Raw genomic sequence first — 23,727 nt, forward strand, 5'->3', positions numbered from 1 at the left:
CATCTGCGCGCCAAGGGGAGGACAGGCGATGGTGAAGGTTGCATTTCTGGGCATGGGGGTCATGGGCTATCCCATGGCGGGGCATCTGAAGGCGGCTGGCCACGAGGTGACCGTCTACAACCGCACCCTCTCCAAGGCGGAGGCCTGGGCGAAGGAACATGGCGGCGCCTATGCCGAAACCCCGGCGGCGGCGGCGCAGGGCTGCGATTTCGTGATGTCCTGCGTCGGCAACGATGACGACCTGCGGTCCGTCATCTACGGCGACGAGGGCGCTTTCGCCGGCATGCACAGCGGGGCGATCCTGGTCGACCACACGACGGCCTCGGCCAAGGTGGCGCGGGAAATCGCCGCGGCCGGGCGCGACAAGGGCTTCGGTTTCGTTGACGCCCCCGTCTCGGGCGGGCAGGCCGGGGCCGAGAACGGACAACTGGCCATCATGTGCGGCGGATCGGAAGAGGATTTCGCCGCCGCCCACCCGGTGATCGACGCCTACGCCAAGGCCGCCATCCGGTTCGGGGACGCGGGCGCTGGTCAGCTGACCAAGATGGCGAACCAGATCTGCATCGCGGGGATCGTCCAGGGCATCTCGGAGGCGCTGTATTTCGCGGACCGCGCGGGGCTGGACGCCAAGGCGGTCGCCGCGCTGGTCGCGCAGGGGGCGGGCGGCTCGTGGCAGTTGTCCAACCGTGCGGAAACGATGATGGACGGCGAGTTCGAGTTCGGTTTCGCGGTGGACTGGATGCGCAAGGACCTGGGCATTTCGCTGGACACCGCGAAAGAGATCGGCGTCTCATTACCGGTGGCCGCGCTGGTGGACCAATTCTACGCCGACGTGCAGGCGCTGGGCGGCGGGCGCTGGGACACCTCTAGCCTGATCCAGCGGCTGCGCGTCTTGGCCGGTGAGAATATCTGATCCGGCGCACGCCATGCGAACAAAGGGCCCCCGCCGGGCCCCAAGGCCCTGCGCCGACGTATCCGGCGCAGGAACACGTGTGAGTGCAACCCGAGCCGTGGGACTGCCATGAAGCTGAAGGAAAAGCTCGCCGATCCCGCCCTGCGCCTGAGCATGGAATTCAACACGATTCCGTCTCCGGTCGTCACGCAGGCGATCGCCGCCGCAGGCGCGGATATCGTGGTGATCGACCAGGAACACGGCGCCGTCGGGCGCGAGGCCCTGCATGCGATGATCGCGGCCACGAAGGGCACGGACTGTGCGCCGCTCGTGCGGGTGGTGGAATGCGACACAGCCCACGTCAAACCCGCGCTCGACATGGGGGCGGAGGGGATCGTCTTCCCCCTGATCAGATCGGCCGAGGATGCGCGCGCCTGTGTCGCCATGACCCGCTATCCGCCCGAAGGGGTGCGCGGTTGGGGTGCGTTCCTGGCCCATTCCCGCTGGGACGTGCCGCTGATGGACTACGCGGCCACCTTCGGCGACAGGATCGTGACGATCCTGCTGATCGAAACCGCCGAGGCGGTGGAGCAGATCGAGGACATCGCCGCGGTCGAGGGGGTGGATGCCCTCGTCGTCGCGCAGTACGACCTGAGCACGGCCCTGGGTTGCTTTGGCGATTTCGCCGCCCCCCGTTTCACCGCGGCCCTCGCCCGGATCGAGGCGGCGGTGGCCGCCCATGGCGTCGCGCTCGGCGGTGGGCCGGTGGCGGATGCCGCCGCCGCGAAGGCCCTGTTCGCGCGGGGGTATCGTATTCTCGGCGGCTTCGACGTGCTGCGCCTCAAGGCGGCGGTCGCCGGGGCGAGGGATCTGACGCGCTAACACCGGGGGGCCGTCGGCCTTTATGTGCGCAGTGCCGCCAAAAGAATAACGCCCCCTAGCCGGGGGACGTTTCGAAAAGGACGTGTACCGACACAACTCGAACGCTTGGTCCCGTACGCAACCTGCCTCGTTACTGTTCGCTGGCAGCGCCAGCCCATTCAAATTCCTGATGAATGCGCCTTATAAGGGGGTAGTGGGGCCAGAATATGGCATATGTTGTTGCCTAACCTACATCCTGTGAACCCAGCACCAGGCAGCGCCACCTGCGGAGGTGGCGGCGTGCTTCGCCCTCAGTCGGCCAGCTTTTGCGCTGCCGCCTCGGCCCCGCCGCTGACAATCGCCGGTGCGGCAGGCGGGGCGCGCCCGTCGGAGTCCAGCAACGCCCCGCCGCCTGCACGCGGCAGGCGGTCACCGTATTGCGCGTAGGCGGCATAGGCGGCAATCAGCGCGACCAGGATCAGAAACGGGCGGTTCATGGGGCTGTCCGCCCCGCACGCGCCGCGTATCGCACGCCGTCAGCGCACCAGGTAGACCGAGATCTTCGCATGTGTCGCCACGTACCCCCCGTTCGAGGGTGAGAACATATGCGCGATCCCGCCCGGCTTGTGGGTGGACATCACCACCAGGTCCGCGCCCACATCGTCGATCGAGTCGACAAGCTTGCGCGCCAACTCGACGCCCGGATCGTGGGAAATCACCACGTGGTCACTGACCTTCACATGCTCGATCGCGGATTCCACGACCGCAAGGCCGTGCAGCTTTGCGCGGAACTCCTCGGGCGAGTGGGCGCTGGCGCCGGGGGACGTGTCGGTGACACCCACGAACACCACCTCGGCCTTGTGATCCCTGGCCATATCCAGGGCGACCTTGATCGATTTGCTCATCTCTTCGATATGGGCGAGGTCCACGGGGACCATGATCTTGCGGTACATTCACTCCTCCATTTTCACGGGAGGATGGCGTGCCTCCCCTTGAGCGGCCTTGATGTGAATCAACCGCCGCCCCCACCGTGCCTGCTCGATTGACGCGGATCAACCGGGCCCCCCGCGATCGGTGCTGTACTGCGGGAAGCGAGGATACCGCCGTGATCAGCATCGACGACATCATCGGCATGACCGACCTGACGGCCGAGGAAGTGGCCGCCATCGGCGAGCATGAGCACATGGACCTGGCCCCCGCGGCGGCGCTGGCGAACGTCATGCTGAACCGGCGCGGCGGCCCGGCCGAGATCCAGGCGATGATCTGCGAGGATATCCGCGAGGCGCTGCACCGCGACGATCTGGACCACGCCCGCCAGCTGTTCCTGGCCCTGCGCCACTTCATGGCAGACCACCCCGACGCGGCGCGCGGCGCGGATTGACCTAGAGGAAGGAGAGTTCCCCATGACACCGATCACCCGCCCGATCCCCGCCCGCCTGCTGGCGCTGACCCTCGTCCTTGCCCCGGCGCTGGCCACCGCCCAGTCCGAGGGCGACCCGACCGCCGGCCGCTCGCTGGCCGAGGAATACTGCACCGACTGCCACGACATCGAGCGGGGCGGCGCGTTCAAGGAGTACCCGCCCAGCTTCGCCGCCATCGCCATCTTCCGCGATGCTGAGCAGATCCGCAGCCGCATCTACTTCCCGCCCTGGCACGCCAGCATGCCCCAGTTCAGCGCCCTGCTGTGGCCCGACGAGGTGGACGACCTCGTCGCGTATATTCTATCGTTGGAGGAGTGAGGCGCATCGGGGAAACGCTCTGGTGGAGCGCGCCTTGCCCGAAAGGGCACCCCCGACGCGCCCGGGCCCGCCCAAGGGCAGCCCCGACCCAGGATAGGAGACCTGCCCGATGCGAATGCGATTGACCCTTTGCCTGCTGCTGGCCGGCGGCCCGCTGGCCGCCCAACCCGTCGACCCGGTGGAGCGCGGCCGCGAACTGGCCGAGACGATCTGCTCGGAATGCCACGGCGTGGGCGAGAGCGGCGTGATGAAGGACTACCCGCCCAGCTTCTGGGCGATCGCACGCTACAGGGATGACGCCCAGATCCGCGCGCGCATCTGGTCCCCACCGGCCCACGCGTCGATGCCGTTCTACGCCGAAGTGATGTTCCCGGACGAGGTGGAGGCGCTGGTCGCCTATATCCGTTCGTTGGAGTGAGGGGGTCGTAGCGCGTGCGGAATCAAGGGGCGTCAGCCCCGCCGCGCATCGCCCGTTGCCCGGCAGACGGATTGGCAGTGCCAATCCGCCGAGAGGGGCGCGCCCCCACGCGGCGGCGATTGGCCGGGGTTTGTGCGGTGGTTGGGGTTGATCGGGGTAGCCGGGATAAAGTGTGTTGAGCTGGCGTCGAATCGCCACCGCGCGCGCCGGAGATGCGCAGCTCTGGGGGGGGTAGGGTGCGCGTTTATTGCGCGCCTTTGTGCTGGCCGTGGGGGTGTTCTGAATGCGCGCCCTTCAATTGCTCGCTGGTTTCGCTTCACGCTCTACCATAGGGCTATCAATCTTGCCCTTCTTGCGTGCGTCCCTGTGGTTGGACGCTTTGCGCCTCCAGTGCTTTCAAAATGCGGTCAAGTCGCACGTCTTGAGACTGATCGCGTTGCTGTTGTTCTTGGCGATATGAGTCGAGCAAGCCATTTGCGGAAATGCCGCCATCGAAACGGTCACTCGCATATGCAAGAATAGAGAAGACAATGCCGAGAGTGACCGCCGCAATGCCCGCAATCTGCTGCCACGACGCTCCAGGCGTAATACCATCAATTTTCGCCTCAAGTCGCGCGAAGTTTGCGCTGTTTTCAGCCTTCACAGCGCGCATATTGGCATCCACATAGTCTTTTGTGTGTGTATCCACTGTCGGCCCTCCGCCACCTGAACCGCCGCCGTAATACTGGCTTTTCGCTTGAACTCGTCGCGTAGCATCAAAATCGTGGATCTCCGCTGATCCCGAACCTGATGAGTCAGTCCTAAGGGGAGCCGTCATCTACGCCTCCCGTAGTTTCTTCTGTCAGCCTAGTAAGGTGACCATCATTTTCCAGTCTTTTAAGTTGGTCTTCGAAGTACTGTGCAAATCGAATAAACGCCGGGAACGGCAATGCCATTCTGAATATGGTGTTCTCGAATGCCCCTTCTACCTCTCCACCTGGGGTTCCGAATGTCGTCCGTGTCATATTCAAACTGACTACCCCATCGTGGACAGCCATGCCTCTTATCCCGTCGACTAGAAATGTTGGGACATCCGCCGCATCCCGTACGGGCAGCGGGTGCGTGATTTCTTCGTCTGGCATCAAATCCTCCGTCAAACATTTTGACGGTATGTATGCAAGCAGGATTAGTCAAATTTCAAATCATGGCGCCCGCATAAGTTTAGGGATAAGTCCCTAAATTTTATCTAAATTCAAAGCCGCCAAAGCCACACATGCATACCCACCCCGTGGGCATGCGTTTGGCTTGCGCCAAAAGCTTTCTCCCACTCGCCTTGAAGATGGACAGCCTTAGCTGTCCATCTTCAAGGCGCTAATAAATGCTTCCTGCGGGATCTCGACCTTGCCGAACTGGCGCATCTTCTTCTTGCCCGCCTTCTGCTTTTCCAGCAGCTTCTTCTTCCGGGTCACGTCACCGCCGTAGCATTTCGCCGTCACGTCCTTGCGCAGGGCGCTCAGTGTCTCACGCGCGATGATGCGCCCGCCGACGGCGGCCTGGATCGGGATCTTGAACATGTGCTGGGGGATCAGTTCCTTCAGCTTTTCCACCATGGCGCGGCCGCGGGCCTCCGCCCTTGCGCGGTGGACCATGGTGGACAGGGCGTCCACCGGCTCGTCGTTCACCAGAATCTGCATCTTGACCAGCTGATCCTCGGTATAGCCGATCATCTGGTAGTCGAAGCTGGCATAGCCCTTGGTCACGGATTTCAGGCGGTCGTAGAAGTCGAACACCACCTCGTTCAGGGGCAGGTCGTAGACCACCATCGCGCGGGAGCCGGCGTAGGTCAGGTCCATCTGCACGCCGCGCCGGTCCTGGCAGAGCTTCAGCACGTCGCCCAGGTATTCGTCCGGCACCAGGATCGTCGCCTTGATGCGCGGTTCTTCCACGTGGTCGACATGGGTCAGGTCCGGCATGTCGGCGGGGTTGTGCAGTTCCACCACCTCTCCGTCGCGCATGTGGACGTGGTAGATCACCGAGGGCGCGGTGGTGATCAGGTCGATGTCGTACTCGCGTTCCAGCCGGTCGCGGATCACCTCAAGGTGAAGTAGCCCGAGGAACCCGCAGCGGAAGCCGAAGCCGAGCGCGGCTGAGGTTTCCATCTCGGCCGAGAAGCTTGCGTCGTTCAGCTGCAGCTTCTCGATCGCGCTGCGCAGGTCCTCGAACTCGGCGGCGTCCACGGGGAACAACCCGCAGAAGACCACGGGAACCGAGGGCTGGAAGCCCGGCAGCGGCTTTTCGCAGCCCTTCTTCTCAAGCGTGATCGTGTCGCCCACCTTGGTGTCGCGCACCTGCTTGATGGAGGCGGTGAGGAAGCCAATCTCCCCCGGTCCCAGCGAATCCACCAGCACCATGGGCGGGCGGAACACGCCGACCCGGTCCACGGGGTAGAGCGCGCCGGTGTTCATCATCTTGATCCGGTCGCCCTTTTTCAGCCGCCCGTCAATGATGCGCACCAGGACGACAACACCGAGGTAGGCGTCGTACCAGCTGTCCACCAGCATCGCCTTCAGCGGCGCGTCGGGGTCGCCCTTGGGCGACGGCAGGCGGGTGACGATGGCTTCCAGCACGTCCGGAATGCCAAGCCCCGTCTTGGCCGAGATTTCCACCGCTTCCGAGGCGTCGATCCCGATCACGTCCTCGATCTGTTCCTTCACGCGCTCGGGCTCGGCCGCGGGCAGGTCGATCTTGTTCAGCACCGGCACGATTTCATGGTTGGCGTCGATCGCCTGGTAGACGTTCGCGAGCGTCTGCGCCTCAACCCCTTGTGAGGCGTCGACCACCAGCAGCGAGCCCTCGACCGCGCGCATGGAGCGGGAGACCTCGTAAGCGAAGTCCACGTGCCCCGGCGTGTCGATCAGGTTCAGGACATAGGTTTCCCCGTCCTTGGCCGTGTAGTCGATGCGCACGGTCTGCGCCTTGATGGTGATGCCGCGTTCCCGCTCGATATCCATGCTGTCGAGCAGCTGTTCCTTCATGTCACGGTCAAGCACCGTCCCGGTTGACTGGATCAGCCGGTCGGCAAGCGTGGATTTGCCATGGTCGATATGCGCGACGATGGAGAAATTGCGGATATGTGCGAGGTCGGTCATGGTTGGGATATGATTTGGTTTAAGGGATTGGTCAATGGCGATTACCAGAGTCGAATTCGAAACGGTAACGTCTGATTTCATTGATGCGGCCTCGCATCGGCAAAAAGTAATTCTGGCGGCAAGGTCCTGTCTGCGGGTGTTGCCGGATGTTGCCCATCGCAGTGGCACCGGTTTACGTGTCGCTGACGGAAGCGACGCCGAGCAAACGCTTCTGACCACGTTCCGCCTTGCAATGCTGCTAACCGTTTACGGGCATTCTACGGACGATGAAATACGGCGGCGCCTTGACCAAGTGAATATTCCTACTGATCAGACGAACGGTGTCGGTCCGCTGATGGACTTGGTCGAGTGTTTGGTCCTGGCGCGGGAAAGGTCCGGCGATGGGGTCGATTTGGCGGGGCTCGTTGGGGGTACGGCCTATCTGCCAGCCGAGCGGTTGGACGCCGTGAGGCATGATATTGAACTGCTCGCGCGTTCTGATCCGCAAACGGTTCTGCCCAAGCCAGTATGGATCAGTGTTCCGACGAAGGCAGAAGCGCAGTTGGATGCAATCTGGGCGTATACTGAAGACAGTGGTTTGGGTGAAGCCTTTCAGTTCTGGCGCGCGTGGTACGACGGGGTTCTTAGAGGCCGCCCCATGAACTGGGCATTGCAGCGCGACGTGGCGCTGATCCCGGAAGGGGAGTGGCAAAAGGGCGCGGGGCATATCGCCGAGATCATTGCAGGGATCGAAGCCGACTATGTAAAGGCGCGAACCCCGTACGCGATGACGGTCGAAATAGAGGAAGATTCACAACTCCTTGTCGCGCGCCCCGTGCCAATGGCAAACGCGGCGCTTTATTCGACAGGGCTGGAGCGGGTGCGCTATACCATGCGCAAGATGCGGCCCGACGGTGTACTGCCTCAGAGCTATGTCTTTGCCGCGCCGGTATTCGAACGTCTGGATGACGCGTTCGGGCAGTACGCTGGCAATCCGCAGTGGATGCATGATGAATTCCTGTTGTCAGCGGGGCAACTGAGGGGGTTGGTGGAGCGCTGTGAAATACAGGGAGATGACCGCGTTGGCGCACTGAGTAGCGCGCTGGTGAACGGGGCGGACGATATTCGTGCGGCGGATGACGTGGTGCGGGCCTCGGTTTCCGCCCGGATGCAGCTGCGAATCGATGAACTGCGAGTCGAGGATACGCAGGATATCGCAGAGGCCTTTGACGCTGTGGCTGATGTCTCCAAGGGCGGTATGAAGGCCGCCCTGATCGACAGCGCCAAGGTGTTGCGCGCGGGCCGGGATGCGCCGGATAGTGCGCGCGCCCTTGGCCCCGCCGATCCGGCGGAGCGGCTAGACGCGCTCTATAGTGGTGGCGCGCTTGTATCGCGAAGCTGGGAAGCCTTGGGTGAGTTGTCGCGTCGCCTCGAAAAGTTGGGCGAAGACTATGACAAAGCGACCAAGGTCACGACAGCTATCAAGGCTGCCGGGTCATTATTGGCCTGGTTCGTGCGGATACTTGGTGGCGGCTAAGGGTAGGCATCTCATCCCGGCGCGATCCATATGCGTCGGGGCAGAACGATTGCCCGCGGGGCATAGGCGTCACATAATATTCAAAAAAAGGGGATGCTCTCCATGACCACCACAACCCTTCGCATCCGCATCACCGGCCGGGTTCAGGGCGTCTGGTTTCGTGGCTGGACGAAGCAGCAGGCGGAGGCGTTGGGCCTGTCGGGGTGGGTTTGCAACGCCACGGACGGGTCGGTTCTCGCGCTGATTTCGGGAGAGGACGCGCAAGTCTCTGCCATGGTGGAGCGTTTGTGGCGGGGGCCGCCGGCGGCCAAGGTCAGGGAGGTGGAGTGCGAGGCGGCGGAGGGGCCCGTGCCGGGCGGCTTCGCGGTCCGTCGCTGAGCGGGGTCCGATTGAAGGGCGTGGCACGTCCATCCGCGCCCGAGGCTGGGCAGCGGGGCGGAATTGGGGCACCATGGGCCGTGACTCCATTCGGACAGCGCTCATGCACCGATACCTGATCTGCCTGCTGCTCATGCTCAGCCCGTTTCTTGCCCGCGCCGACGCGCCCTGTGGCCCGGATGCCCCCTGCGCGGTCGCGGGCGGCGAGTACAACCTGCGCCTGCCGGAGGGGTGGGACAGGGGCGGTGCGATGCCGGTCGTGGTGTTCTTTCACGGCTACCGGTCCTCGGGGGCGACGATCTTTCGCTCCTCGGGGCTGGGGCGGGCGTTTCTCGACCAGGGGTACGTGATCGTCGGGCCGAACGGGGCGCGGCGGGCGAACGGCGCGCGGGCCTGGCCGGCGCGGCCGGGGGGCGGGGCGCGCGACGATGTCGCCTTCACCCTTGCGGTGCTGGAGGATGTGGCAGCGCGGCTGAACGTGGACCGGGCGCGGATCTATGCCACGGGGTTTTCCGCCGGCGGGTCGATGGCCTGGATGATGGGCTGCTACGCGGGGAAACGCTTCGCGGGCGTCGCCTCGGTCGCGGGGGCCTTGCGCCGCCCCGTGCCGGAGGTCTGCCCGGGCGGCCCGGTCCCGCTGTTGCAGATCCACGGCTTTTCTGACCGGATCGTCCCGCTTGAGGGGCGCGGCGTCGGCGACTGGCACCAGGGCGACGTGTTCGAGAGCCTCGCCCTGATCCGGGCCGCGAACGGCTGTACCAGTCGCCCTGATGACATCACCCTGAGAGAGGCGCTCTGGTGCCGCGACTGGTCGGGTTGCGCGGGTGCGCCGGTGAAATTCTGCCTGCACGACGGAGGCCACGGGCTGCCGCAGGGCTGGGCGCAGGCCGCGCGGCGCTTCTTCGAGGGGCGCTGAGCGCCGCTGCGCCGACGTTAACGCAGGACGGCGATCAGCCCGTCGGCTGCACGTTCGATCAGGTCGAGCGCTTCGTCGTAGTCCCCCGTGAAATACGGGTCCGGCACCTCGTCCAGTCCCTTGTCCGGCGCGTGCTCCATCATCAGGGACACCCGCGCGCGCCCGTCCCCCATGGCGCGGATATCGTCGAGGTTCGCCCGGTCCATCGCCACGATATGGTCAAACCGGTCCAGGTCCCCCGGCACCAGGCGGCGCGCGCGCAAAGGCCTGAGGTCATAGCCCCGCGCCCCGGCCGCCGCGATCATCGGCGGGTAGGGCGGCTTGCCGATGTGCCAGTCCCCGGTGCCGCAACTGTCCAGGTCCAGCGAAACACCGGCCGAGGCGGCCTTGGCGCGCACCACCGCCTCTGCAGCGGGCGAGCGGCAGATGTTGCCGAGGCAGACGAACAGGACCCGCGTCATTCAAGCACCCCGCGCTGCGCCTGGGTCCGGGCGTAAAGCCACAGGCCGATCGCGATGACCAGGACCACGGCCCAGAACACGATGATGCCATTGCCCGCAATCGCCTGCAGCGGCGGGCTGGCGAGAAGGTAGTTGTAGACCCCCGCCGCGACGATCAGCGGAATGTCGAGGCCGAAGAGTGTGGCCGCCAGCCGGCTTTTCACCAGCATGAGCAGCGCTCCGGCCACCGGCAGCCAGACCGCCAGGGCCCAGACCGCGTCCACCCACCGGGGGTAGGCCTGAATATGGGCCAGCATCCCCTCTGGCATGTTGGCGACGTAGTCGGGGTTGGCGGTCTGCGTCAGCACGTAGTCCAGCGCGCCGAAGCCGTACCATACCAGCGCCAGCACGCCGACGAACCACAGGTGCAGGGGTGTTCGCATCTTCGTCCCTCCGATAGTTTGGAGGCAGGATAACATGCGAGGGCAGGGGATGATGCGTCAAAAGGTGGTGGTCCTGACGGGGGCCGGGATCTCGGCGGAAAGCGGGCTTGGCACGTTTCGCGACCGTGGCGGGATCTGGTCGCAATACGACCTGGCCGAAGTGGCGACACCCGAGGGGTTCGCCGCCGATCCCGCAAAGGTGCTGGACTTCTACAACGCGCGCCGCGCCAACCTGGCCGGGGCTGCGCCCCATGCCGCGCACAAGGCGCTTGCGGTGCTGGGCGAAGCGGTGGACCTGACGCTGGTGACCCAGAACATCGACGATCTGCACGAGCAGGCAGGCTCAGGCGACGTGATCCACATGCACGGAGAGCTGCGCCGCAGCCTCTGCGCCGCCTGCGGGGCGCGGGCCATGGCGGCGGAGGTGATGCGGGTTGCGGACCGCTGCACCGCCTGCAACGCCGCCGCCCTGCGCCCCGATGTCGTCTGGTTCGGAGAAATGCCCTACCACATGGAGCGGATCGAGGACGCGCTGGCCGAGGCGGATCTGTTCGCCGCGATCGGCACCTCGGGCGAGGTGTACCCGGCGGCCGGTTTCGTGGAGCTGGCCCGGATGGCGGGGGCGGAAACGGTGGAGCTGAACCTGGAACCTTCCGCCCGCGCCGGGGCGTTTCAACGCGCGATCCTGGGCCCGGCGAGCGAAACGGTCCCCGCCTGGGTGGCCGGGCTTGTGGCGGGTGCCCGGCTTGGGGGCGACGTGTGAAGACGTTGCACCTGTCCCAAGGTCGGGCGTCGCCGATGTGCCGCACCGGACCGCCGCAGGGCGACCCGGTGCGGGCAGTTTCGCTAGGGTATTATCAGACCGTGTCTTCGTCCCGTTGCATGACGAAGATGAGAACGGCCAGAATGGTGATGTAGAACCGGAATGCGGCCTGCTGCCCGTTCCAGATTTGCGACTGCCACATCAGGAACCATTCGGCACCGACCGTCATGAAGCCGACGAACCAGACCAGGAACCCGAGCGTGGCGCCGATTGCGGTCCAGCTTTTCGCGCGCTGGAACTCCTGCGCGCTGGCGCCGCGGGCGGACAGCATCTTCAGGCCGGCGATCAGGAAGGCGAGAGAGGTCAGTCCTTCGCCCAGGATGATTATCCAGTAGCCCGCGTGCCACAGGGTCGGCGAGGTGATCGCACGGTACATGGCGGCGTTGCCTTCAAACGTCGTGTCCATGCTCAGTACGTGTTGGACGAAGTTGAAGTTCGACTGGTAATCCGTGACGTTGTTGAAGGTCACGAGGAACGCGAAAAACGCCAGTCCCAGCACCATGATGATTTTGCAAAGGCGAACAGTCATGTCGCATTTTCCTTTCGAGATTAGAGGTTCTGCTTCGGTGCAGATTGGATTGACCCAGACGGCAAAGCGACATTAGTCCAAAACGGCATTGCTGCCGAAGCCGGAGGATTTCCAGCTCGGCGCACTCGTACAACTATCTGACCCGATTGCAATATCTGACAGCTGGGCGGTCGGGGTCGGCCGCCGGGTCCGGCTTCAGGATGACGCCGGAACTCGGTGACGGGGTTTGCGCGCCGGGCCTGCGAAGCGCCCATATGCCAAGGCGGGATCCGGCTGAGATTTCGTTGTCCCTTGTTCCCGTCGGACCGCCCGTGGCAATGTGCGGGCCGTTACAGTCCGCCTTTGAAAGCCTTCCCGAATTGCGCACCCTGACCTTTGCCCTGACCCTGCCCCTCACCTTTGCTTTTGCCCCGCGCTGGCCGCCGGTCCGGCGTTGGAGGCGTGCCTGTCCTCCGACCGCTCGCCCGGGGATCTGAGCTGTTCGTGTGCCGCTGCCCTGGCGGTGCTGATGCTCAGCCCGAAGGAGCAGGTGCAGGCGGCGAAGATCATCGCCGACCCGGAGGTGTTCCAGAAGCTGGCCGACAGCGACCGCCCGGCGAACGCGGCATTCGTGGAACGCTACCTGGCCTGGGGCGCGGCGGTGTCGGAAAACTGTGAGGACTGAGCGCGTCAAGCGGAGGGGTGGGTCCGCTCGGCCCACCTGCACAAAAGAAAACGGCCCCCACCGATGTGGAGGCCGTTTTAAATTGGTGACCTTGGTTTCTGCCGGCGATCGCCGAGGCAGGCCTGTGGTCAGTCGCTCACGCTTCAGCGGCGCGGGCGATCTCTTTCTTCACGGACAGCGCGCGGGGCGACAGGTCTTCGTCCTTCGCCTTGGCGAGGAACGCGTCCAGCCCGCCACGGTGATCCACCGTGCGCAGCGCTGCGGCGGAAATCTTGAACTTGAACGACCGGCCCAGCGAATCGCTGATCATGGTCACTTCGTTCAGGTTCGGCAGAAAGCGGCGCCGGGTCTTGTTGTTGGCGTGGCTGACATTGTTGCCAACCATTACGCCTTTACCGGTCAGTTCACAGCGACGGGCCATCGGCGGGGTCCTTCGTTTCATCGGCCTAAAAGGGCTTTGGGCCAGGGTTCGTATCAGGTGCCGCGGGGGCACGGGTGTTGCAGAAGCCACGGGGGCAGGGGGCAGACCGCAGGGGTGCCCGAAATCTCGAAGCCCGGTCTTTAGGGGGCTTTGGCGCGGGCGTCAAGGGGAATGGCCCGCAGAGAGCGCATCCGGGCGCATCCGGGGCGCAGACCGTGCCCTGGCAGCGCCTCAGCCGGTTTCGCCGAACACGCTTTCGATCACCTTGCGCGCCGCGGCCGAGGGGGGCAGCGCGCCGCTGACGACGCTGGCCTCGATGTCGCTGATGGCGCTTTTCATCGCTGGCAGGTTTTGGACATGGTCGAGGAACTGTCCCGTCAGCTCCTCGCGGAACCAGGTGCGGTTCTGCTCGGCGCGGCGGGCGATCAGCGCGCCGCTCGACAGCCGCGCGGTGGCAAGCGTCATGATCGTGTCCCAGGCTTCGCTCAGCCCCTCGCCCGTCTGGGCGGACAGGGTGCGCGCGGCCGGGTAGCCCTTGGGGTCGTCGGGGCGGGGGCGCATCAGGCCGAGCGCGCCGGCGTAATCGGCGCGGGTCGACTCGGCCTGGGGTTTCAGCGCGCCGTCCGCCTTGTTGACCAGCAGCACGTCGGCCATTTCCATGATGCCGCGCTTCACGCCCTGCAACTCGTCGCCCGCCGCGGGCGCGAGCAGCAGCACGAAGATATCGGTCATCTCCGCCACCAGCGTTTCGGACTGGCCGACGCCCACGGTTTCCACCAGCACGATGTCATGGCCCGCCGCTTCGACTAGGCGGATCGCCTCGCGGGTGCGGCGCGCGACGCCGCCAAGCTGGGTCTGCGCGGGGGAGGGGCGGATGAATGCCTGCGGGCTGCGGGACAGCTGCTCCATCCGGGTCTTGTCCCCGAGGATCGAGCCGCCCGAGCGGGCAGAGGACGGGTCCACCGCCAGCACGGCCACCTTGTGCCCCGCCTCGACCAGCATGAGGCCAAGCGCTTCGATGAAGGTGGATTTGCCCACCCCCGGCGTGCCCGACAGCCCCAGGCGCAGCGCGGGCGTTTCGGGTTTCGGCAGGGCGGCCAGAAGGGATTCGGCCTTTGTGCGGTCGGCAGCGCGGCGGGATTCGATCAGCGTGATCGCCTTGGCCAAGGCACGGCGGTTGCCAAAGGCGACTTGAGCCGCAAGTATTTCGATTGTGTCGCTCAAAGTGATCAACCTCACGAGGGCGTGTGGGCATTGGATCTGCCCTGTGGCAGGGTTTGGCCCTATGTTGACCGAAACGCCCCGGCTGTCCAGAAGCCGGGGGCGAAACCAGCGGGAGCGGGCAGAAATGCGAATATTCAGGCGGTTCATCAGTGGTCGGGCGATGCTGGGCGGTGCGGCGATGCTGGCGGCTGCCGGTGTGGCCGCTGCGGCAGAGCAGCGCCAGGTCTATGACGTCAGCCTGGCCGGCCTGAAGGCGGCGCGGCTGGAAATCGCCGTGAACGTCGAGGGCGGGCGCTATACCGCCGTGGGCCAGGTGGAAGGGCGCGGGCTGGTCGGCGCGATCACCAATTTCTACAACGGGGGCACCACCTCCGGGCGGGTGCTGGGGGCGGGGCGCTTGCAGCCCGTGCGCTATGACGGCGTGCAGGAAAGCAGCCGCCGGCGCGAGGTGACGATTCTTTACGACGGCGGCGTGCCCACCTCGGTCGACTGGCGGCCGCCCCGCAAGGAGCGGGCCCGCGATATCGACCCCTCTGACCAAGGCGGCGCGCTGGACCCGATCAGCGCCACCTGGGCGATGTTGCAGGACATGCCCTCAGGCCAGGCCTGCGGACGCTCGATCCTGGTCTACGACGGGCAGCGGCGCAGCCGCCTGGATCTTGGGCAGCGCAAGCCCTCCGGGGACCGGTTCACCTGTGACGGGCGCTATGTCCGGGTCGCGGGCTATTCGCCCAAGCAGCTTGCGGAGCAGAAGGATTTCCCCTTCACCATCACCTACCGCGAGGTGGGCGGCAGAATGGTCGTCGAAAGCTTCGAGCTGGACAGCATCATCGGCCGCGCGGTCGTCCGCCGCCGCCAGTAGCCGCACGGCGGTACGCTGGCGGCTCTGGCCATCGGCGCGCCGCTTGCCTATCCCTTTGGGCAAAGCGAAGCGGGGCGGCGATGGGCGGCAGGCCAGAGGGCACATATCAGGACAGCACGGTGATCCCGGCGGCGAAGGGGCTGCCGATTGCCCCCGTGCTGGGGCAGGTCTGCGCGGCGGTACGCGAGTCGCGCCTGTGCGTGTTGCAGGCCCCGCCCGGCGCGGGCAAGACCACGACAGTACCGCTGGCGCTGCTGGCGGCAGGCGGGATCGAGGGGCGCATCCTGATGTTGGAGCCGCGCCGCGTCGCGGCCCGCGCGGCGGCGGAGCGCCTTGCGCAGTTGAGCGGGCAGGAGGTGGGCGGCGACGTCGGCTACCGGATGCGCGGCGACAGCCGCCCCGGCGCGCGGATCGAGGTGATCACCGAAGGCATCCTGACGCGGATGATCCAGTCCGACCCGTCGCTGGAGGGGATCGGCTGCGTCATCTTCGACGAATTCCACGAACGCGCCTTGCAGGCGGACCTGGGCCTGGCGCTGGTGCAGGAAATCCGCGGCGCGCTGCGCGACGACCTGGCGCTGGTCGTGATGTCGGCCACGCTGGACGCGGGGCCGGTGGCGGCGCTGCTGGGCGCGCCGATCGTCACCTCGGAAGGGCAGGGGTTTCCGGTGGAAACCCGCTGGCTGGACACGCCCCTCGGCCCCGGCACCATGACCGGGCGCGCGTTCGAGGCGGCGGCGGCGGACCTCATCGCCCGCGCCGCGGCTGAGGAGCCTGAGGGCGACATCCTGGCGTTTCTGCCCGGCCAGCGCGAAATCGGCGCGGTGGCCGCCCGCCTGTCGCCGAAGGCAGAGGTGCTGCCCCTGCACGGCGGCTTGCCCTTTGCCGCGCAGCGCGCCGCGCTGGCCCCGGCACAGGGGCGGCGCAAGGTGGTGCTGGCGACGGCGATCGCCGAAACCTCGCTGACATTGCCCGGTGTGCGGGTGGTGGTGGACGCGGGCCGTGCGCGGCGCGCGCGGCTGGACCCCGCCACCGGCATGAGCCGCCTTGTGACCGAGCGTGTGACCCGTGCGGAGGCGACCCAGCGGCAGGGCCGCGCGGGGCGCGTCGGCCCGGGCGTGTGCTATCGCCTTTGGACCAAGGGGGAGGAGGGCGCGCTGGCTGCCTTCCCCCCGGCAGAGATCGAGGTGGCCGACCTTGTCCCGCTGGCGCTGGACCTTGCCCTCTGGGGCGCGCCGGATCCCACCGCGCTGCCGTTCCTGACCCAGCCCGCGCCGGGGGCCTACGCGGCGGCGCGCAGCCTACTTCAGGACCTTGGCGCGCTGGATGCCTCGGGCCGTCTCAGCGATCTTGGCCGGGCCATGGGCAAGGTGCCCGCGCATCCGCGCCTGGCCGCGATGCTTCTGGCCGCCGGCCCGTCCGCCGCGCCCATCGCCGCGCTGCTGGAGGCGCGCGATCCGCTGGCGAACGCGCCTTCGGACCTGGGCCTTCGGCTGGCGGCGCTGCGCGATCCCAAGCGCTTTGCGGCCGAGCATCCCTACCGGCTGGAGCGGGGCCGCCTTTCCGATATCGCGCGCGAGGCAAAACGCCTGGCCCGCGCCGCCGGGCCGGAGGCGGCCCTGTCCCCCGGTGCGGCGGCGGCGCTGGCCTATCCCGACCGCATCGCCCTGCGCCGCGCGGGCGATGCGCCGCGCTACCTGCTGTCGGGGGGCAGCGGCGCGCACCTGGCGGACAATGACCCGCTCGCCACCCAGCGCCTGCTGGTGGCGCTCGACCTCGACGGGGTGCGCAGCGAGGCGCGTATCCGCCGCACCGTGACCGTCAGCGAGGCGGAGCTGCGCGACCTTTTCGCCGGGCGCATCGAAACCCGCCGCCTGTGCCGCTGGTCGCGCCGCACCCGCACCGTGGAGGCGCGGGAAGAGGAAGCCTTCGGCGCGCTGGTGCTGCGTAGCGTCACATGGTCCGGCGCGGGGGATGCGGAACGAATCCCCGCCTTCCTTGAGGGCGTGCGCGACCTTGGCCTTGCCGCGCTGAACTGGAGCAAGCCCGCCACCGCCCTGCGCGGGCGCATCGGCTGGGCCGCGAAACTGGGCGCGGAAATGCCCGACGTGTCCGACGCGGCGCTGCTGGCGGGGCTGGAGGACTGGCTGGCCCCCTGGCTGAGCGGCATGAGCAGCTTCTCGGACGTGCGCGCGCTGGACCTGCACGGGCCGCTGGAGGCGATGCTCGGACTCGCCGCGCGCACCCTGGGCGACACGGTGCCCGCGCGCTTCACCGCGCCCACGGGCAGTTCGCTGCGCATCGACTACAGCGGCGAGCAACCGGCCGTGGAGGTGCGCCTGCAGGAGCTGTTCGGCCTGGACCGCCACCCCGTCGTCGGACCGGACCGGGTGCCGTTGCAGATAACGCTGCTCTCGCCCGGCGGAAAGCCTGTCCAGACCACCTCGGACTTGCCGGGATTCTGGCGCAGCAGCTACGCCGACGTGCGCAAGGACATGCGCGGGCGCTACCCCCGCCACCCATGGCCCGAAGACCCTGCAAGCGCCCCGCCAACCCGGCGCGCCAAGCCCCGCGGCACCTGAAACCGATATCGCGACAAGTGGGCAGGAAATCCCCTGTCCGTTGCGCAACAGGGCTGTTAGGCTGCCCGCGCAACGACAACAGTTTCCTGTGGAGGGACTAGAATAATGCAGCGTGCGAATGAGCCGTCGTTCCGTCAATCCGTTGACATGATGTTCAACCGGGCCGCCAACCTGATGGAGCTACCGCCCGGACTCAAGGAGAAGATCCGCGTCTGCAACGCCACCTATACGGTGCGCTTCGGGGTCCGTCTGCGGGGTGAGTTGCACACGTTCACGGGCTACCGCTCGGTCCACTCCGAGCACATGGAACCGGTGAAGGGGGGCATCCGCTACGCGACGTCCGTCAACCAGGACGAAGTGGAGGCGCTGGCCGCGCTGATGACGTTCAAATGCGCGCTGGTGGAAACGCCTTTCGGCGGCTCCAAGGGTGGGCTGTGCATCGACCCGCGCGAGTGGGAGCCCCACGAGCTGGAGATGATCACCCGCCGCTTCGCCTATGAGCTGATCAAGCGCGACCTGATCAACCCCGCGCAGAACGTCCCCGCCCCGGACATGGGCACGGGCGAGCGTGAGATGGCCTGGATCGCCGACCAGTTCCGGCGCATGAACACCACCGACATCAACTCCGCCGCCTGTGTTACCGGCAAGCCGACCCATGCCGGCGGCATCCAGGGCCGGACCGAGGCGACGGGCCGCGGCGTGCAATACGCGCTGCAGGAATTCTTCCGCCATGACGAGGACGTCAAGGAAGCGCGCATGGACGGCACGCTCGACGGCAAGCGGATCATCGTGCAGGGCCTCGGCAACGTGGGCTACCACGCCGCGAAGTTCCTGTCCGAGGAAGACGGCGCGCTGATCACCGGCGTGATCGAGCGCGACGGCGCGGTGGTCAACGAAAAGGGCCTGAACATCGAGCTTCTGAAGCTGCACATCACGGAAACCGGCGGCGTGCGCGGCTTCGAGGGGGGCACCTTCGTCGACGTGGGCGCCGAGGTGCTGGAATATCCCTGCGATATTCTGATCCCGGCGGCGATGGAGGGGGTCATCAACCTGTCCAACGCCGAGCGGATCCAGGCCAAGATGATCATCGAGGCCGCGAACGGCCCCGTCACCGCCGGCGCGGACGAGATCCTGCGCGGCAACGGCTGCATCATCATTCCCGACATGTACGCCAACGCGGGCGGGGTGACGGTCAGCTACTTCGAGTGGGTCAAGAACCTGAGCCACATCCGCTTCGGGCGCATGCAGCGCCGCCAGGAAGAGGCGCGCCACCTGCTGATCGTGGACGAGCTGGAACGCCTGTCCAAGCAGCGCGACGTGCCCTGGACGCTGAGTGACGACTTCAAGAAGAAATACCTGCGCGGCGCGGGCGAGCTGGAGCTTGTCCGCTCGGGGCTGGATGACACGATGCGCGGCGCCTACCAGGCGATGCGCGAGGTCTGGCGCGAACGCCAGGACGTGGCGGACCTGCGGGTGGCGGCCTACCTCGTCTCCATCGGGCGGGTGGCGCTGAGCTACCAGTCCAAGGGCCTGTAAAAGCGCGCGCCTGCCGTCCCCGCGGGGCGGCAGGCGGTTCCTCTGCCTGCCCGGTGTCCGGGACCGGGGCAGCGGCAGGAGCGAGGGGCCAGCCCCTCGCGCTCCCCGGGATATTTTCGGACTTTGGAGGTCAGGCGTCCGCTGGTGGGCGGCCCGCATCCGGGTCTGCCTTCAGGATGGTGATGATGTCGGCCATGTCGCGCGCGGCCTTGCCGTTGGTCGCGCCGCCGATGCCCACGCGCGTGCCCATGCGCCACCACACGCCGGGCACCCAGGCGCGGGGCGCGGGTTCCGCGAGGCGCAGCAAGAAGCCGTTCGAGGGCTTGAAGGCGAAGAACCCCTTGTCGACGGAGGCGATCTGCTCCAGCGGGGCGATCAGTTCGCCGGTGCTATCGCGCAATTCCTGTCGGGTCAGGATGATGTCGCGCGCCGTGGCGCGGTACATCCGGTAGGTGAGGTAGAGCGCCCCGAGCCCGAAGATCAGCAGCGCGCCGGTCGCGGCCAGCGAGGGTTCGGGCAAGCTGAGCCCGAGACTGATAAGCAGCACCCCCAGCCCCCCCTGCACCAGCGCCGAGAACACCCTGCGCGGGGCGGAGACGCTGAGGACGGCGATGGGCTCTTCTTCGGGATCTGTCATGAATCGCGTCTAACGGGTTCGGCGCGCCATGGGAAGGGCTTGTGCGCCGGGCGGGGGCCGGGCAGGGTTCGGGGTATTGCTGCGAAAGTATTGTTTCAGGGGATTTGAGGGATGAGGGATTGGAAAGCGGTGCTGGCTTCAGAGCAGGTGCGCCGGGTTTGCGCGGATATCGCCGCCGTGCTGGTCCCGCTTGTGTTTCTTGTGGCCGTGGTTGGTTTCGTTGCCGGGCTTGCGGTGCTGGGCTTGGAGATATGGACGGCTTGGGGGGCGGACTGCGACCTCGCCGAGGATTGCGAAGCGCGTTTCAGCAAGGCGCGGACCGCCGCCCTGATCTTTGTCGCGTTTCTGGGCGCGCCCTTCGTGATCTGGCGCGTTGTCGAGCAGAGCCGCCAGGTCAATATCAACCAGCAGAGCCATTACACGGAGTTGTTCACCCGCGCGGTGGAGCAGCTTGGCGCGGACAAGGTGGTTGAAAAGGACGGCGTCAAGGAGACGGAGCGCAACATCGAGGTGCGGCTGGGCGCGATCTATGCCCTTGAGCGGGTGATGCACGACAGCAAGCGCGACGCGGGGCCGATCATTGAAACGCTGAGCGCTTATGTACGGGAGAATTGCGGGAAGCCGGTGCAGTTGGCGGAGGAGGAGTTGCCCCAGCGGGAGGATTTCGCTGACCTTGGGGAGTGGGGGCGTGCGGTTGGTGAAGCTTGGAAAAAGGCGGTGCCAGCAGATGCACCTGCGAATAAGGCAGATGTACAGGCGGCGCTGGCGGTGCTGAACCGACGGCCGATCTACGCATTGCCGAAAGACCGAAATGATAGGACAAATCGCCCGGACCTTACGGGCGCTAACCTACAGCGCATCGTTTTGAATGATAAGGGCATTGTAGAGGCGGAGCTATTTATGGCGCGTCTTCAGGGTGCGCTTCTGAAAGGCGCGAAATTACGGGGGGCGAACCTTAGCCGTGCAAAAGTACAGGGAGCCCATTTGTATAATGTGCTGATGCAAGGAGCGAACTTGAGACATGCGCAGTTGCAAGGAGCCGATTTTGGCTCAGCGCGGCTCCAAGGAGCTAACCTGACAAGTGCGGAATTACAGGGAGCAGACCTTTCCTTTGCGCGTTTACAAGGGGCAAACTTTGTCGGCGCGCAGTTGCAAGGGGCAGTATTTGCCATTTCGCAGCTAACAGGGGCAAACTTGAGCAAGGCAGATTTGCGGGATGCGAACATCATAGGCGCTGAACTTCGAGGTGCGGCGCTCTGGTGCGACCTTTCCACGGTCGAGTTCGATCAATTGGAGATCGATAATCAATTGGCGGAAGCTTTCGGTCATCAGACGAAAACCAAGCTGCCCGACGGGGTAAAAGCCCCGGCGCATTGGTCAAAGGCCGATTACATGGAAGGCTTTTATGAAGAATGGCTCGCCCACAAGGCCTCGCTTGGTATAAAATAGGCCCCCACGCTGACTCGCCGGACCGACCCGGGTTTGCCCCGGTCAGCCCCCGACCGCCCCATGGGCGGGGGCTTTTCCCTCCGCCCGCGGTCGGGGCCTGACCTTTGCACTTGAAAGCGCCCTCAGCGGCGCACTTCTGCCCCCGGTTCCTCGGGTTCGTCGTCCACCAGTTCGGGCGGAAAACCCTCGGCCAGGACGGTCAGGCCCGTCGCCTCCTCCAACCGCTTTATGATATTGGGGGACCATTCGCGGGGGCCGTAGCGGGCCTGGGCGTCCTCGAAGATCTCGATCATCTTCGGGTTCAGTTCGACGGGCACGCTTGCGCGCTCGGCCAGGGTCTGGAACAGGCCGATGTCCTTCAGGACAAGGTCCATGGTGAAGCTGATGTCGCGTGAGCCGTTCAGGATCACCTGGCTTTCGGTCTCGTGCACGAAGCTGTTGCCCGAGGAGATGCGGATCGCCTCGTATGCGGTGGCGAGGTCCTGGCCGGTGGCGGCGGCGACGGTCAGCGCCTCGGTCACGGCGATCAGGTTGGCGGTGGCCAGGTAGTTGGTTATCACCTTCAGCGTCGAGGCGCTGCCGAGCGGGCCGGTGTGCAGCACGCGGCGGCCCATGCGGGTCAGGAGTGGCAGAAGGGTGTCGAAGGCCGCCCGCTCGCCCCCCGCGAAGATGGCGATGTTGCCGGTGGCCGCGCGGTGGCAGCCGCCCGAAACGGGGCAGTCCAGGGCGGATGCGCCGGTGGCGGTGACGAGGGCGCCAAGGCGCGTCACCTCGGCCGCGTCGGTGGTGGACATCTCGGCCCAGATCTTGCCGGGGCCAAGGGTTTCGAGCAGCCCGCCCGGCTCTTCGAGCACGGCGGCGGAGGCGGCGGGGCTGGGCAGGCAGGTGATCACCACGTCGCAGGCCGCGGCCATGGCGGCGGGGCTGTCGGCCCAGGTCGCCCCGGCGGCCAAAAGGGGGGCGGCGGCGTTTCGGTCCAGGTCGCGCACCATCAGGGGGGTGCCGTTGCGCAGCAGCGACCCGGCGAGCTTCGCGCCGACGTTGCCGAGGCCGATGAATCCAGTCTTCATGTTATTGTCCTGTCTTTTGAATCCGCCCCAAGGTGCCGGCTGCGCGGCCCCCTGTCGGGGCTGAAAGCGACGCTGCCTCGCCCGGGTGAGACAGGCGTTGTTTCTGAAACGGCGTCAGTCTGTGTAGGCGAAGGCATTTGATCGGCGCGCCGAAACGGCCATATGTGCTTCAAACGGTCTTGAAAGGAGGCATGTCATGTCTTTCCGTCCAGTGAAGTCAGAAACCCTCGCGCAGCCGACGATGGAGGGTGCCGGGGTGCACCTGCATCGGGTCTTCGGCTTCGGCGACCCGGCCGAGAGCGACCCGTTCCTGCTGCTCGACGATTTCCGCAACGACGACCCGGCGCTCTACAAGAAGGGGTTCCCCTGGCACCCCCACCGGGGGATCGAGACGATCACCTACGTGCTTGAGGGCGAGGTGGAGCACGGCGACTCCCTGGGCAACCGCGGGCGCCTTGGTCCCGGCTCGGTCCAGTGGATGACCGCAGGCTCGGGGATCATGCACCAGGAAATGCCGAGCGGGAACGCCAAGGGCCAGATGCACGGCTTCCAGCTGTGGGCGAACCTGCCCTCGGCGCAGAAGATGGTGGACCCGCGTTACCAGGACATCACCGGCAGCGACATTCCCGATGTGATCGAGGATGACGGCACGAGGGTGAAGGTGATCACCGGCGAGTTCTGGGGCAAGAAGGGCCCGGTGGACGGGATCGCGGCGAACCCGATGATGCTCGACGTCTCGATCCCGCCGAACGTGAAGCGGCGGCTTAAGGTGGACACGCGGGCGAACGCCTTTGCCTATGTCTTTGCCGGGCAGGGCAACTTCCGGGACGCGAGCGCGCCGGTGGGCGTGCGCGTGGAGAAGGAGTTCGCGGGCGAGGAACTGAACATCCGCGATATGTCGGGCAACCGCACGTTGGTGCGCTTTGACTGGGGTGACGAGATCTCGGTGCAGGCGGGGCCCGAGGGGGTGCGCTTCCTGCTGGTGTCCGGCCGCCCCATCCAGGAGCCGGTGGCCTGGCACGGGCCGATCGTGATGAACACGCGCGCCGAGCTGATGCAGGCGATGCGCGACTTGCAGAACGGGACGTTCATCAAGTCACAGCACTAGGCCCCTGCCGTTGGGGGTGGGGCAAAGCCCGGGGGCATCGAGCCCCCGGGCTTTGCCTTTGGCGCTCTGCCGCGGGCGCTGGGTGGATTTG

Annotated in this window: 26 protein-coding genes; 15 read left to right on the forward strand and 11 right to left on the reverse strand. The window is 66.3% G+C overall.

The window, feature by feature from the left end:
• Positions 1–28 precede the first annotated feature (28 nt).
• A complete protein-coding gene (locus DJ029_RS09650; RefSeq protein WP_112322223.1) occupies positions 29–913 on the forward strand; it encodes an NAD(P)-dependent oxidoreductase in 885 nt (294 codons plus the stop codon).
• 108 nt (positions 914–1,021) lie between these two features.
• Positions 1,022–1,774, forward strand: coding sequence for an HpcH/HpaI aldolase family protein (locus DJ029_RS09655; RefSeq protein ID WP_112322224.1), 753 nt, complete (start codon positions 1,022–1,024; stop codon positions 1,772–1,774).
• A 290-nt stretch (positions 1,775–2,064) separates the two neighbouring features.
• On the opposite strand, the gene DJ029_RS09660 is transcribed toward DJ029_RS09655, so the two are convergent.
• Positions 2,065–2,250 carry a hypothetical protein gene (locus tag DJ029_RS09660; protein ID WP_112322225.1) on the reverse strand — a complete coding sequence of 62 codons (186 nt, stop codon included), beginning with the start codon at positions 2,248–2,250 and terminating at the stop codon, positions 2,065–2,067.
• A 39-nt stretch (positions 2,251–2,289) separates the two neighbouring features.
• Complete coding sequence (locus DJ029_RS09665) at positions 2,290–2,706, reverse strand: universal stress protein (protein ID WP_112322226.1); 417 nt, start codon at positions 2,704–2,706, stop codon at positions 2,290–2,292.
• Positions 2,707–2,858: 152 nt separating this feature from the next.
• Here DJ029_RS09665 and DJ029_RS09670 point away from each other — a divergent pair, with 152 nt between their 5' ends.
• The 3 genes from DJ029_RS09670 (at position 2,859) to DJ029_RS09680 (ending at position 3,910) form a co-directional block, all read left to right on the forward strand.
• A complete protein-coding gene (locus DJ029_RS09670) occupies positions 2,859–3,134 on the forward strand; it encodes a hypothetical protein (RefSeq protein ID WP_112322227.1) in 276 nt (91 codons plus the stop codon).
• A gap of 22 nt (positions 3,135–3,156) precedes the next feature.
• Positions 3,157–3,492 carry a c-type cytochrome gene (locus DJ029_RS09675; protein WP_112322228.1) on the forward strand — a complete coding sequence of 112 codons (336 nt, stop codon included), beginning with the start codon at positions 3,157–3,159 and terminating at the stop codon, positions 3,490–3,492.
• 109 nt (positions 3,493–3,601) lie between these two features.
• Positions 3,602–3,910, forward strand: coding sequence for a c-type cytochrome (locus tag DJ029_RS09680; RefSeq protein ID WP_112322229.1), 309 nt, complete (start codon positions 3,602–3,604; stop codon positions 3,908–3,910).
• A 337-nt stretch (positions 3,911–4,247) separates the two neighbouring features.
• Here DJ029_RS09680 and DJ029_RS09685 read toward each other — a convergent pair whose 3' ends face one another.
• On the reverse strand, positions 4,248–4,727 hold the full coding sequence (locus DJ029_RS09685) for a hypothetical protein (RefSeq protein ID WP_157966332.1): 480 nt from the start codon (positions 4,725–4,727) through the stop codon (positions 4,248–4,250).
• Positions 4,728–5,238: 511 nt separating this feature from the next.
• Entirely contained in the window at positions 5,239–7,038 is a 1,800-nt protein-coding gene (lepA, locus tag DJ029_RS09690; RefSeq protein WP_112322231.1) for a translation elongation factor 4, read from the reverse strand.
• Positions 7,039–7,072: 34 nt separating this feature from the next.
• Between lepA and DJ029_RS09695 the strand changes: the two genes are divergently transcribed.
• From DJ029_RS09695 to DJ029_RS09705, 3 genes are all read left to right on the forward strand, one after another.
• On the forward strand, positions 7,073–8,554 hold the full coding sequence (locus tag DJ029_RS09695) for a hypothetical protein (RefSeq protein ID WP_112322232.1): 1,482 nt from the start codon (positions 7,073–7,075) through the stop codon (positions 8,552–8,554).
• A gap of 102 nt (positions 8,555–8,656) precedes the next feature.
• Positions 8,657–8,932: an acylphosphatase gene (locus DJ029_RS09700; protein WP_198671112.1), complete on the forward strand. Its 276-nt coding sequence runs from the start codon at positions 8,657–8,659 to the stop codon at positions 8,930–8,932.
• A gap of 103 nt (positions 8,933–9,035) precedes the next feature.
• Entirely contained in the window at positions 9,036–9,848 is an 813-nt protein-coding gene (locus DJ029_RS09705; protein WP_157966333.1) for a CE1 family esterase, read from the forward strand.
• Positions 9,849–9,865: 17 nt separating this feature from the next.
• Here the strand turns inward: DJ029_RS09705 and DJ029_RS09710 are convergent, their stop codons facing one another.
• Both DJ029_RS09710 and DJ029_RS09715 read right to left on the reverse strand, forming a co-directional pair.
• A complete protein-coding gene (locus DJ029_RS09710) occupies positions 9,866–10,309 on the reverse strand; it encodes a low molecular weight protein-tyrosine-phosphatase (RefSeq protein ID WP_112322235.1) in 444 nt (147 codons plus the stop codon).
• Positions 10,306–10,731, reverse strand: coding sequence for a hypothetical protein (locus DJ029_RS09715; protein WP_112322236.1), 426 nt, complete (start codon positions 10,729–10,731; stop codon positions 10,306–10,308). Before DJ029_RS09715 ends, DJ029_RS09710 begins: the two co-directional genes overlap by 4 nt.
• Positions 10,732–10,783: 52 nt before the next feature.
• Here DJ029_RS09715 and DJ029_RS09720 point away from each other — a divergent pair, with 52 nt between their 5' ends.
• Positions 10,784–11,494, forward strand: coding sequence for an NAD-dependent deacylase (locus DJ029_RS09720; protein WP_112322538.1), 711 nt, complete (start codon positions 10,784–10,786; stop codon positions 11,492–11,494).
• 94 nt (positions 11,495–11,588) lie between these two features.
• Here the strand turns inward: DJ029_RS09720 and DJ029_RS09725 are convergent, their stop codons facing one another.
• A complete protein-coding gene (locus DJ029_RS09725; protein WP_112322237.1) occupies positions 11,589–12,083 on the reverse strand; it encodes a DUF2165 family protein in 495 nt (164 codons plus the stop codon).
• A 508-nt stretch (positions 12,084–12,591) separates the two neighbouring features.
• Between DJ029_RS09725 and DJ029_RS21735 the strand changes: the two genes are divergently transcribed.
• Positions 12,592–12,747: a hypothetical protein gene (locus DJ029_RS21735; protein WP_157966334.1), complete on the forward strand. Its 156-nt coding sequence runs from the start codon at positions 12,592–12,594 to the stop codon at positions 12,745–12,747.
• A gap of 136 nt (positions 12,748–12,883) precedes the next feature.
• Here DJ029_RS21735 and rpmB read toward each other — a convergent pair whose 3' ends face one another.
• Together rpmB and meaB are read right to left on the reverse strand one after the other, a co-directional pair.
• Positions 12,884–13,168 (reverse strand): 50S ribosomal protein L28, encoded by a 285-nt coding sequence (gene rpmB / locus DJ029_RS09730; protein ID WP_112322238.1) that lies wholly within the window; start codon positions 13,166–13,168, stop codon positions 12,884–12,886.
• A 231-nt stretch (positions 13,169–13,399) separates the two neighbouring features.
• Positions 13,400–14,392, reverse strand: coding sequence for a methylmalonyl Co-A mutase-associated GTPase MeaB (gene meaB / locus DJ029_RS09735; RefSeq protein ID WP_232823033.1), 993 nt, complete (start codon positions 14,390–14,392; stop codon positions 13,400–13,402).
• A gap of 124 nt (positions 14,393–14,516) precedes the next feature.
• Here meaB and DJ029_RS09740 point away from each other — a divergent pair, with 124 nt between their 5' ends.
• From DJ029_RS09740 to DJ029_RS09750, 3 genes are all read left to right on the forward strand, one after another.
• Complete coding sequence (locus tag DJ029_RS09740; RefSeq protein WP_157966335.1) at positions 14,517–15,254, forward strand: DUF3108 domain-containing protein; 738 nt, start codon at positions 14,517–14,519, stop codon at positions 15,252–15,254.
• An 80-nt stretch (positions 15,255–15,334) separates the two neighbouring features.
• Entirely contained in the window at positions 15,335–17,836 is a 2,502-nt protein-coding gene (gene hrpB, locus DJ029_RS09745) for an ATP-dependent helicase HrpB (RefSeq protein WP_112322241.1), read from the forward strand.
• Positions 17,837–17,941: 105 nt separating this feature from the next.
• The gene (locus DJ029_RS09750) at positions 17,942–19,372 is read left to right on the forward strand and encodes a Glu/Leu/Phe/Val family dehydrogenase (protein WP_112322242.1); all 1,431 of its coding nucleotides are present in this window, start codon (positions 17,942–17,944) and stop codon (positions 19,370–19,372) included.
• 130 nt (positions 19,373–19,502) lie between these two features.
• Here the strand turns inward: DJ029_RS09750 and DJ029_RS09755 are convergent, their stop codons facing one another.
• Complete coding sequence (locus DJ029_RS09755; RefSeq protein WP_112322243.1) at positions 19,503–20,009, reverse strand: hypothetical protein; 507 nt, start codon at positions 20,007–20,009, stop codon at positions 19,503–19,505.
• A 111-nt stretch (positions 20,010–20,120) separates the two neighbouring features.
• Here DJ029_RS09755 and DJ029_RS09760 point away from each other — a divergent pair, with 111 nt between their 5' ends.
• Entirely contained in the window at positions 20,121–21,458 is a 1,338-nt protein-coding gene (locus tag DJ029_RS09760; RefSeq protein ID WP_112322244.1) for a pentapeptide repeat-containing protein, read from the forward strand.
• A 122-nt stretch (positions 21,459–21,580) separates the two neighbouring features.
• On the opposite strand, the gene DJ029_RS09765 is transcribed toward DJ029_RS09760, so the two are convergent.
• Positions 21,581–22,528 carry an NAD(P)-dependent oxidoreductase gene (locus DJ029_RS09765; RefSeq protein ID WP_112322245.1) on the reverse strand — a complete coding sequence of 316 codons (948 nt, stop codon included), beginning with the start codon at positions 22,526–22,528 and terminating at the stop codon, positions 21,581–21,583.
• Positions 22,529–22,724: 196 nt separating this feature from the next.
• Here DJ029_RS09765 and DJ029_RS09770 point away from each other — a divergent pair, with 196 nt between their 5' ends.
• Complete coding sequence (locus DJ029_RS09770; RefSeq protein WP_112322246.1) at positions 22,725–23,636, forward strand: pirin family protein; 912 nt, start codon at positions 22,725–22,727, stop codon at positions 23,634–23,636.
• Positions 23,637–23,727 lie beyond the last annotated feature (91 nt).

This window comes from Oceanibium sediminis (assembly GCF_003265325.1).
Classification (GTDB): Bacteria; Pseudomonadota; Alphaproteobacteria; order Rhodobacterales; family Rhodobacteraceae; genus Halovulum; species Halovulum sediminis.

What these genes read in the sequence shown, in the direction of transcription:
- DJ029_RS09650 (WP_112322223.1), top strand. Translation starts at nt 29, where the DNA reads ATGGTGAAGGTTGCATTTCTGGGCATGGGGGTCATGGGCTATCCCATG.
- DJ029_RS09655 (WP_112322224.1), top strand. Translation starts at nt 1,022, where the DNA reads ATGAAGCTGAAGGAAAAGCTCGCCGATCCCGCCCTGCGCCTGAGCATG.
- DJ029_RS09660 (WP_112322225.1), bottom strand. Translation starts at nt 2,250, where the DNA reads ATGAACCGCCCGTTTCTGATCCTGGTCGCGCTGATTGCCGCCTATGCC.
- DJ029_RS09665 (WP_112322226.1), bottom strand. Translation starts at nt 2,706, where the DNA reads ATGTACCGCAAGATCATGGTCCCCGTGGACCTCGCCCATATCGAAGAG.
- DJ029_RS09675 (WP_112322228.1), top strand. Translation starts at nt 3,157, where the DNA reads ATGACACCGATCACCCGCCCGATCCCCGCCCGCCTGCTGGCGCTGACC.
- DJ029_RS09680 (WP_112322229.1), top strand. Translation starts at nt 3,602, where the DNA reads ATGCGAATGCGATTGACCCTTTGCCTGCTGCTGGCCGGCGGCCCGCTG.
- DJ029_RS09685 (WP_157966332.1), bottom strand. Translation starts at nt 4,727, where the DNA reads ATGACGGCTCCCCTTAGGACTGACTCATCAGGTTCGGGATCAGCGGAG.
- lepA (WP_112322231.1), bottom strand. Translation starts at nt 7,038, where the DNA reads ATGACCGACCTCGCACATATCCGCAATTTCTCCATCGTCGCGCATATC.
- DJ029_RS09695 (WP_112322232.1), top strand. Translation starts at nt 7,073, where the DNA reads ATGGCGATTACCAGAGTCGAATTCGAAACGGTAACGTCTGATTTCATT.
- DJ029_RS09700 (WP_198671112.1), top strand. Translation starts at nt 8,657, where the DNA reads ATGACCACCACAACCCTTCGCATCCGCATCACCGGCCGGGTTCAGGGC.
- DJ029_RS09705 (WP_157966333.1), top strand. Translation starts at nt 9,036, where the DNA reads ATGCACCGATACCTGATCTGCCTGCTGCTCATGCTCAGCCCGTTTCTT.
- DJ029_RS09710 (WP_112322235.1), bottom strand. Translation starts at nt 10,309, where the DNA reads ATGACGCGGGTCCTGTTCGTCTGCCTCGGCAACATCTGCCGCTCGCCC.
- DJ029_RS09715 (WP_112322236.1), bottom strand. Translation starts at nt 10,731, where the DNA reads ATGCGAACACCCCTGCACCTGTGGTTCGTCGGCGTGCTGGCGCTGGTA.
- DJ029_RS09720 (WP_112322538.1), top strand. Translation starts at nt 10,784, where the DNA reads ATGCGTCAAAAGGTGGTGGTCCTGACGGGGGCCGGGATCTCGGCGGAA.
- DJ029_RS09725 (WP_112322237.1), bottom strand. Translation starts at nt 12,083, where the DNA reads ATGACTGTTCGCCTTTGCAAAATCATCATGGTGCTGGGACTGGCGTTT.
- DJ029_RS21735 (WP_157966334.1), top strand. Translation starts at nt 12,592, where the DNA reads ATGCTCAGCCCGAAGGAGCAGGTGCAGGCGGCGAAGATCATCGCCGAC.
- rpmB (WP_112322238.1), bottom strand. Translation starts at nt 13,168, where the DNA reads ATGGCCCGTCGCTGTGAACTGACCGGTAAAGGCGTAATGGTTGGCAAC.
- DJ029_RS09740 (WP_157966335.1), top strand. Translation starts at nt 14,517, where the DNA reads ATGCGAATATTCAGGCGGTTCATCAGTGGTCGGGCGATGCTGGGCGGT.
- hrpB (WP_112322241.1), top strand. Translation starts at nt 15,335, where the DNA reads ATGGGCGGCAGGCCAGAGGGCACATATCAGGACAGCACGGTGATCCCG.
- DJ029_RS09750 (WP_112322242.1), top strand. Translation starts at nt 17,942, where the DNA reads ATGCAGCGTGCGAATGAGCCGTCGTTCCGTCAATCCGTTGACATGATG.
- DJ029_RS09755 (WP_112322243.1), bottom strand. Translation starts at nt 20,009, where the DNA reads ATGACAGATCCCGAAGAAGAGCCCATCGCCGTCCTCAGCGTCTCCGCC.
- DJ029_RS09760 (WP_112322244.1), top strand. Translation starts at nt 20,121, where the DNA reads ATGAGGGATTGGAAAGCGGTGCTGGCTTCAGAGCAGGTGCGCCGGGTT.
- DJ029_RS09765 (WP_112322245.1), bottom strand. Translation starts at nt 22,528, where the DNA reads ATGAAGACTGGATTCATCGGCCTCGGCAACGTCGGCGCGAAGCTCGCC.
- DJ029_RS09770 (WP_112322246.1), top strand. Translation starts at nt 22,725, where the DNA reads ATGTCTTTCCGTCCAGTGAAGTCAGAAACCCTCGCGCAGCCGACGATG.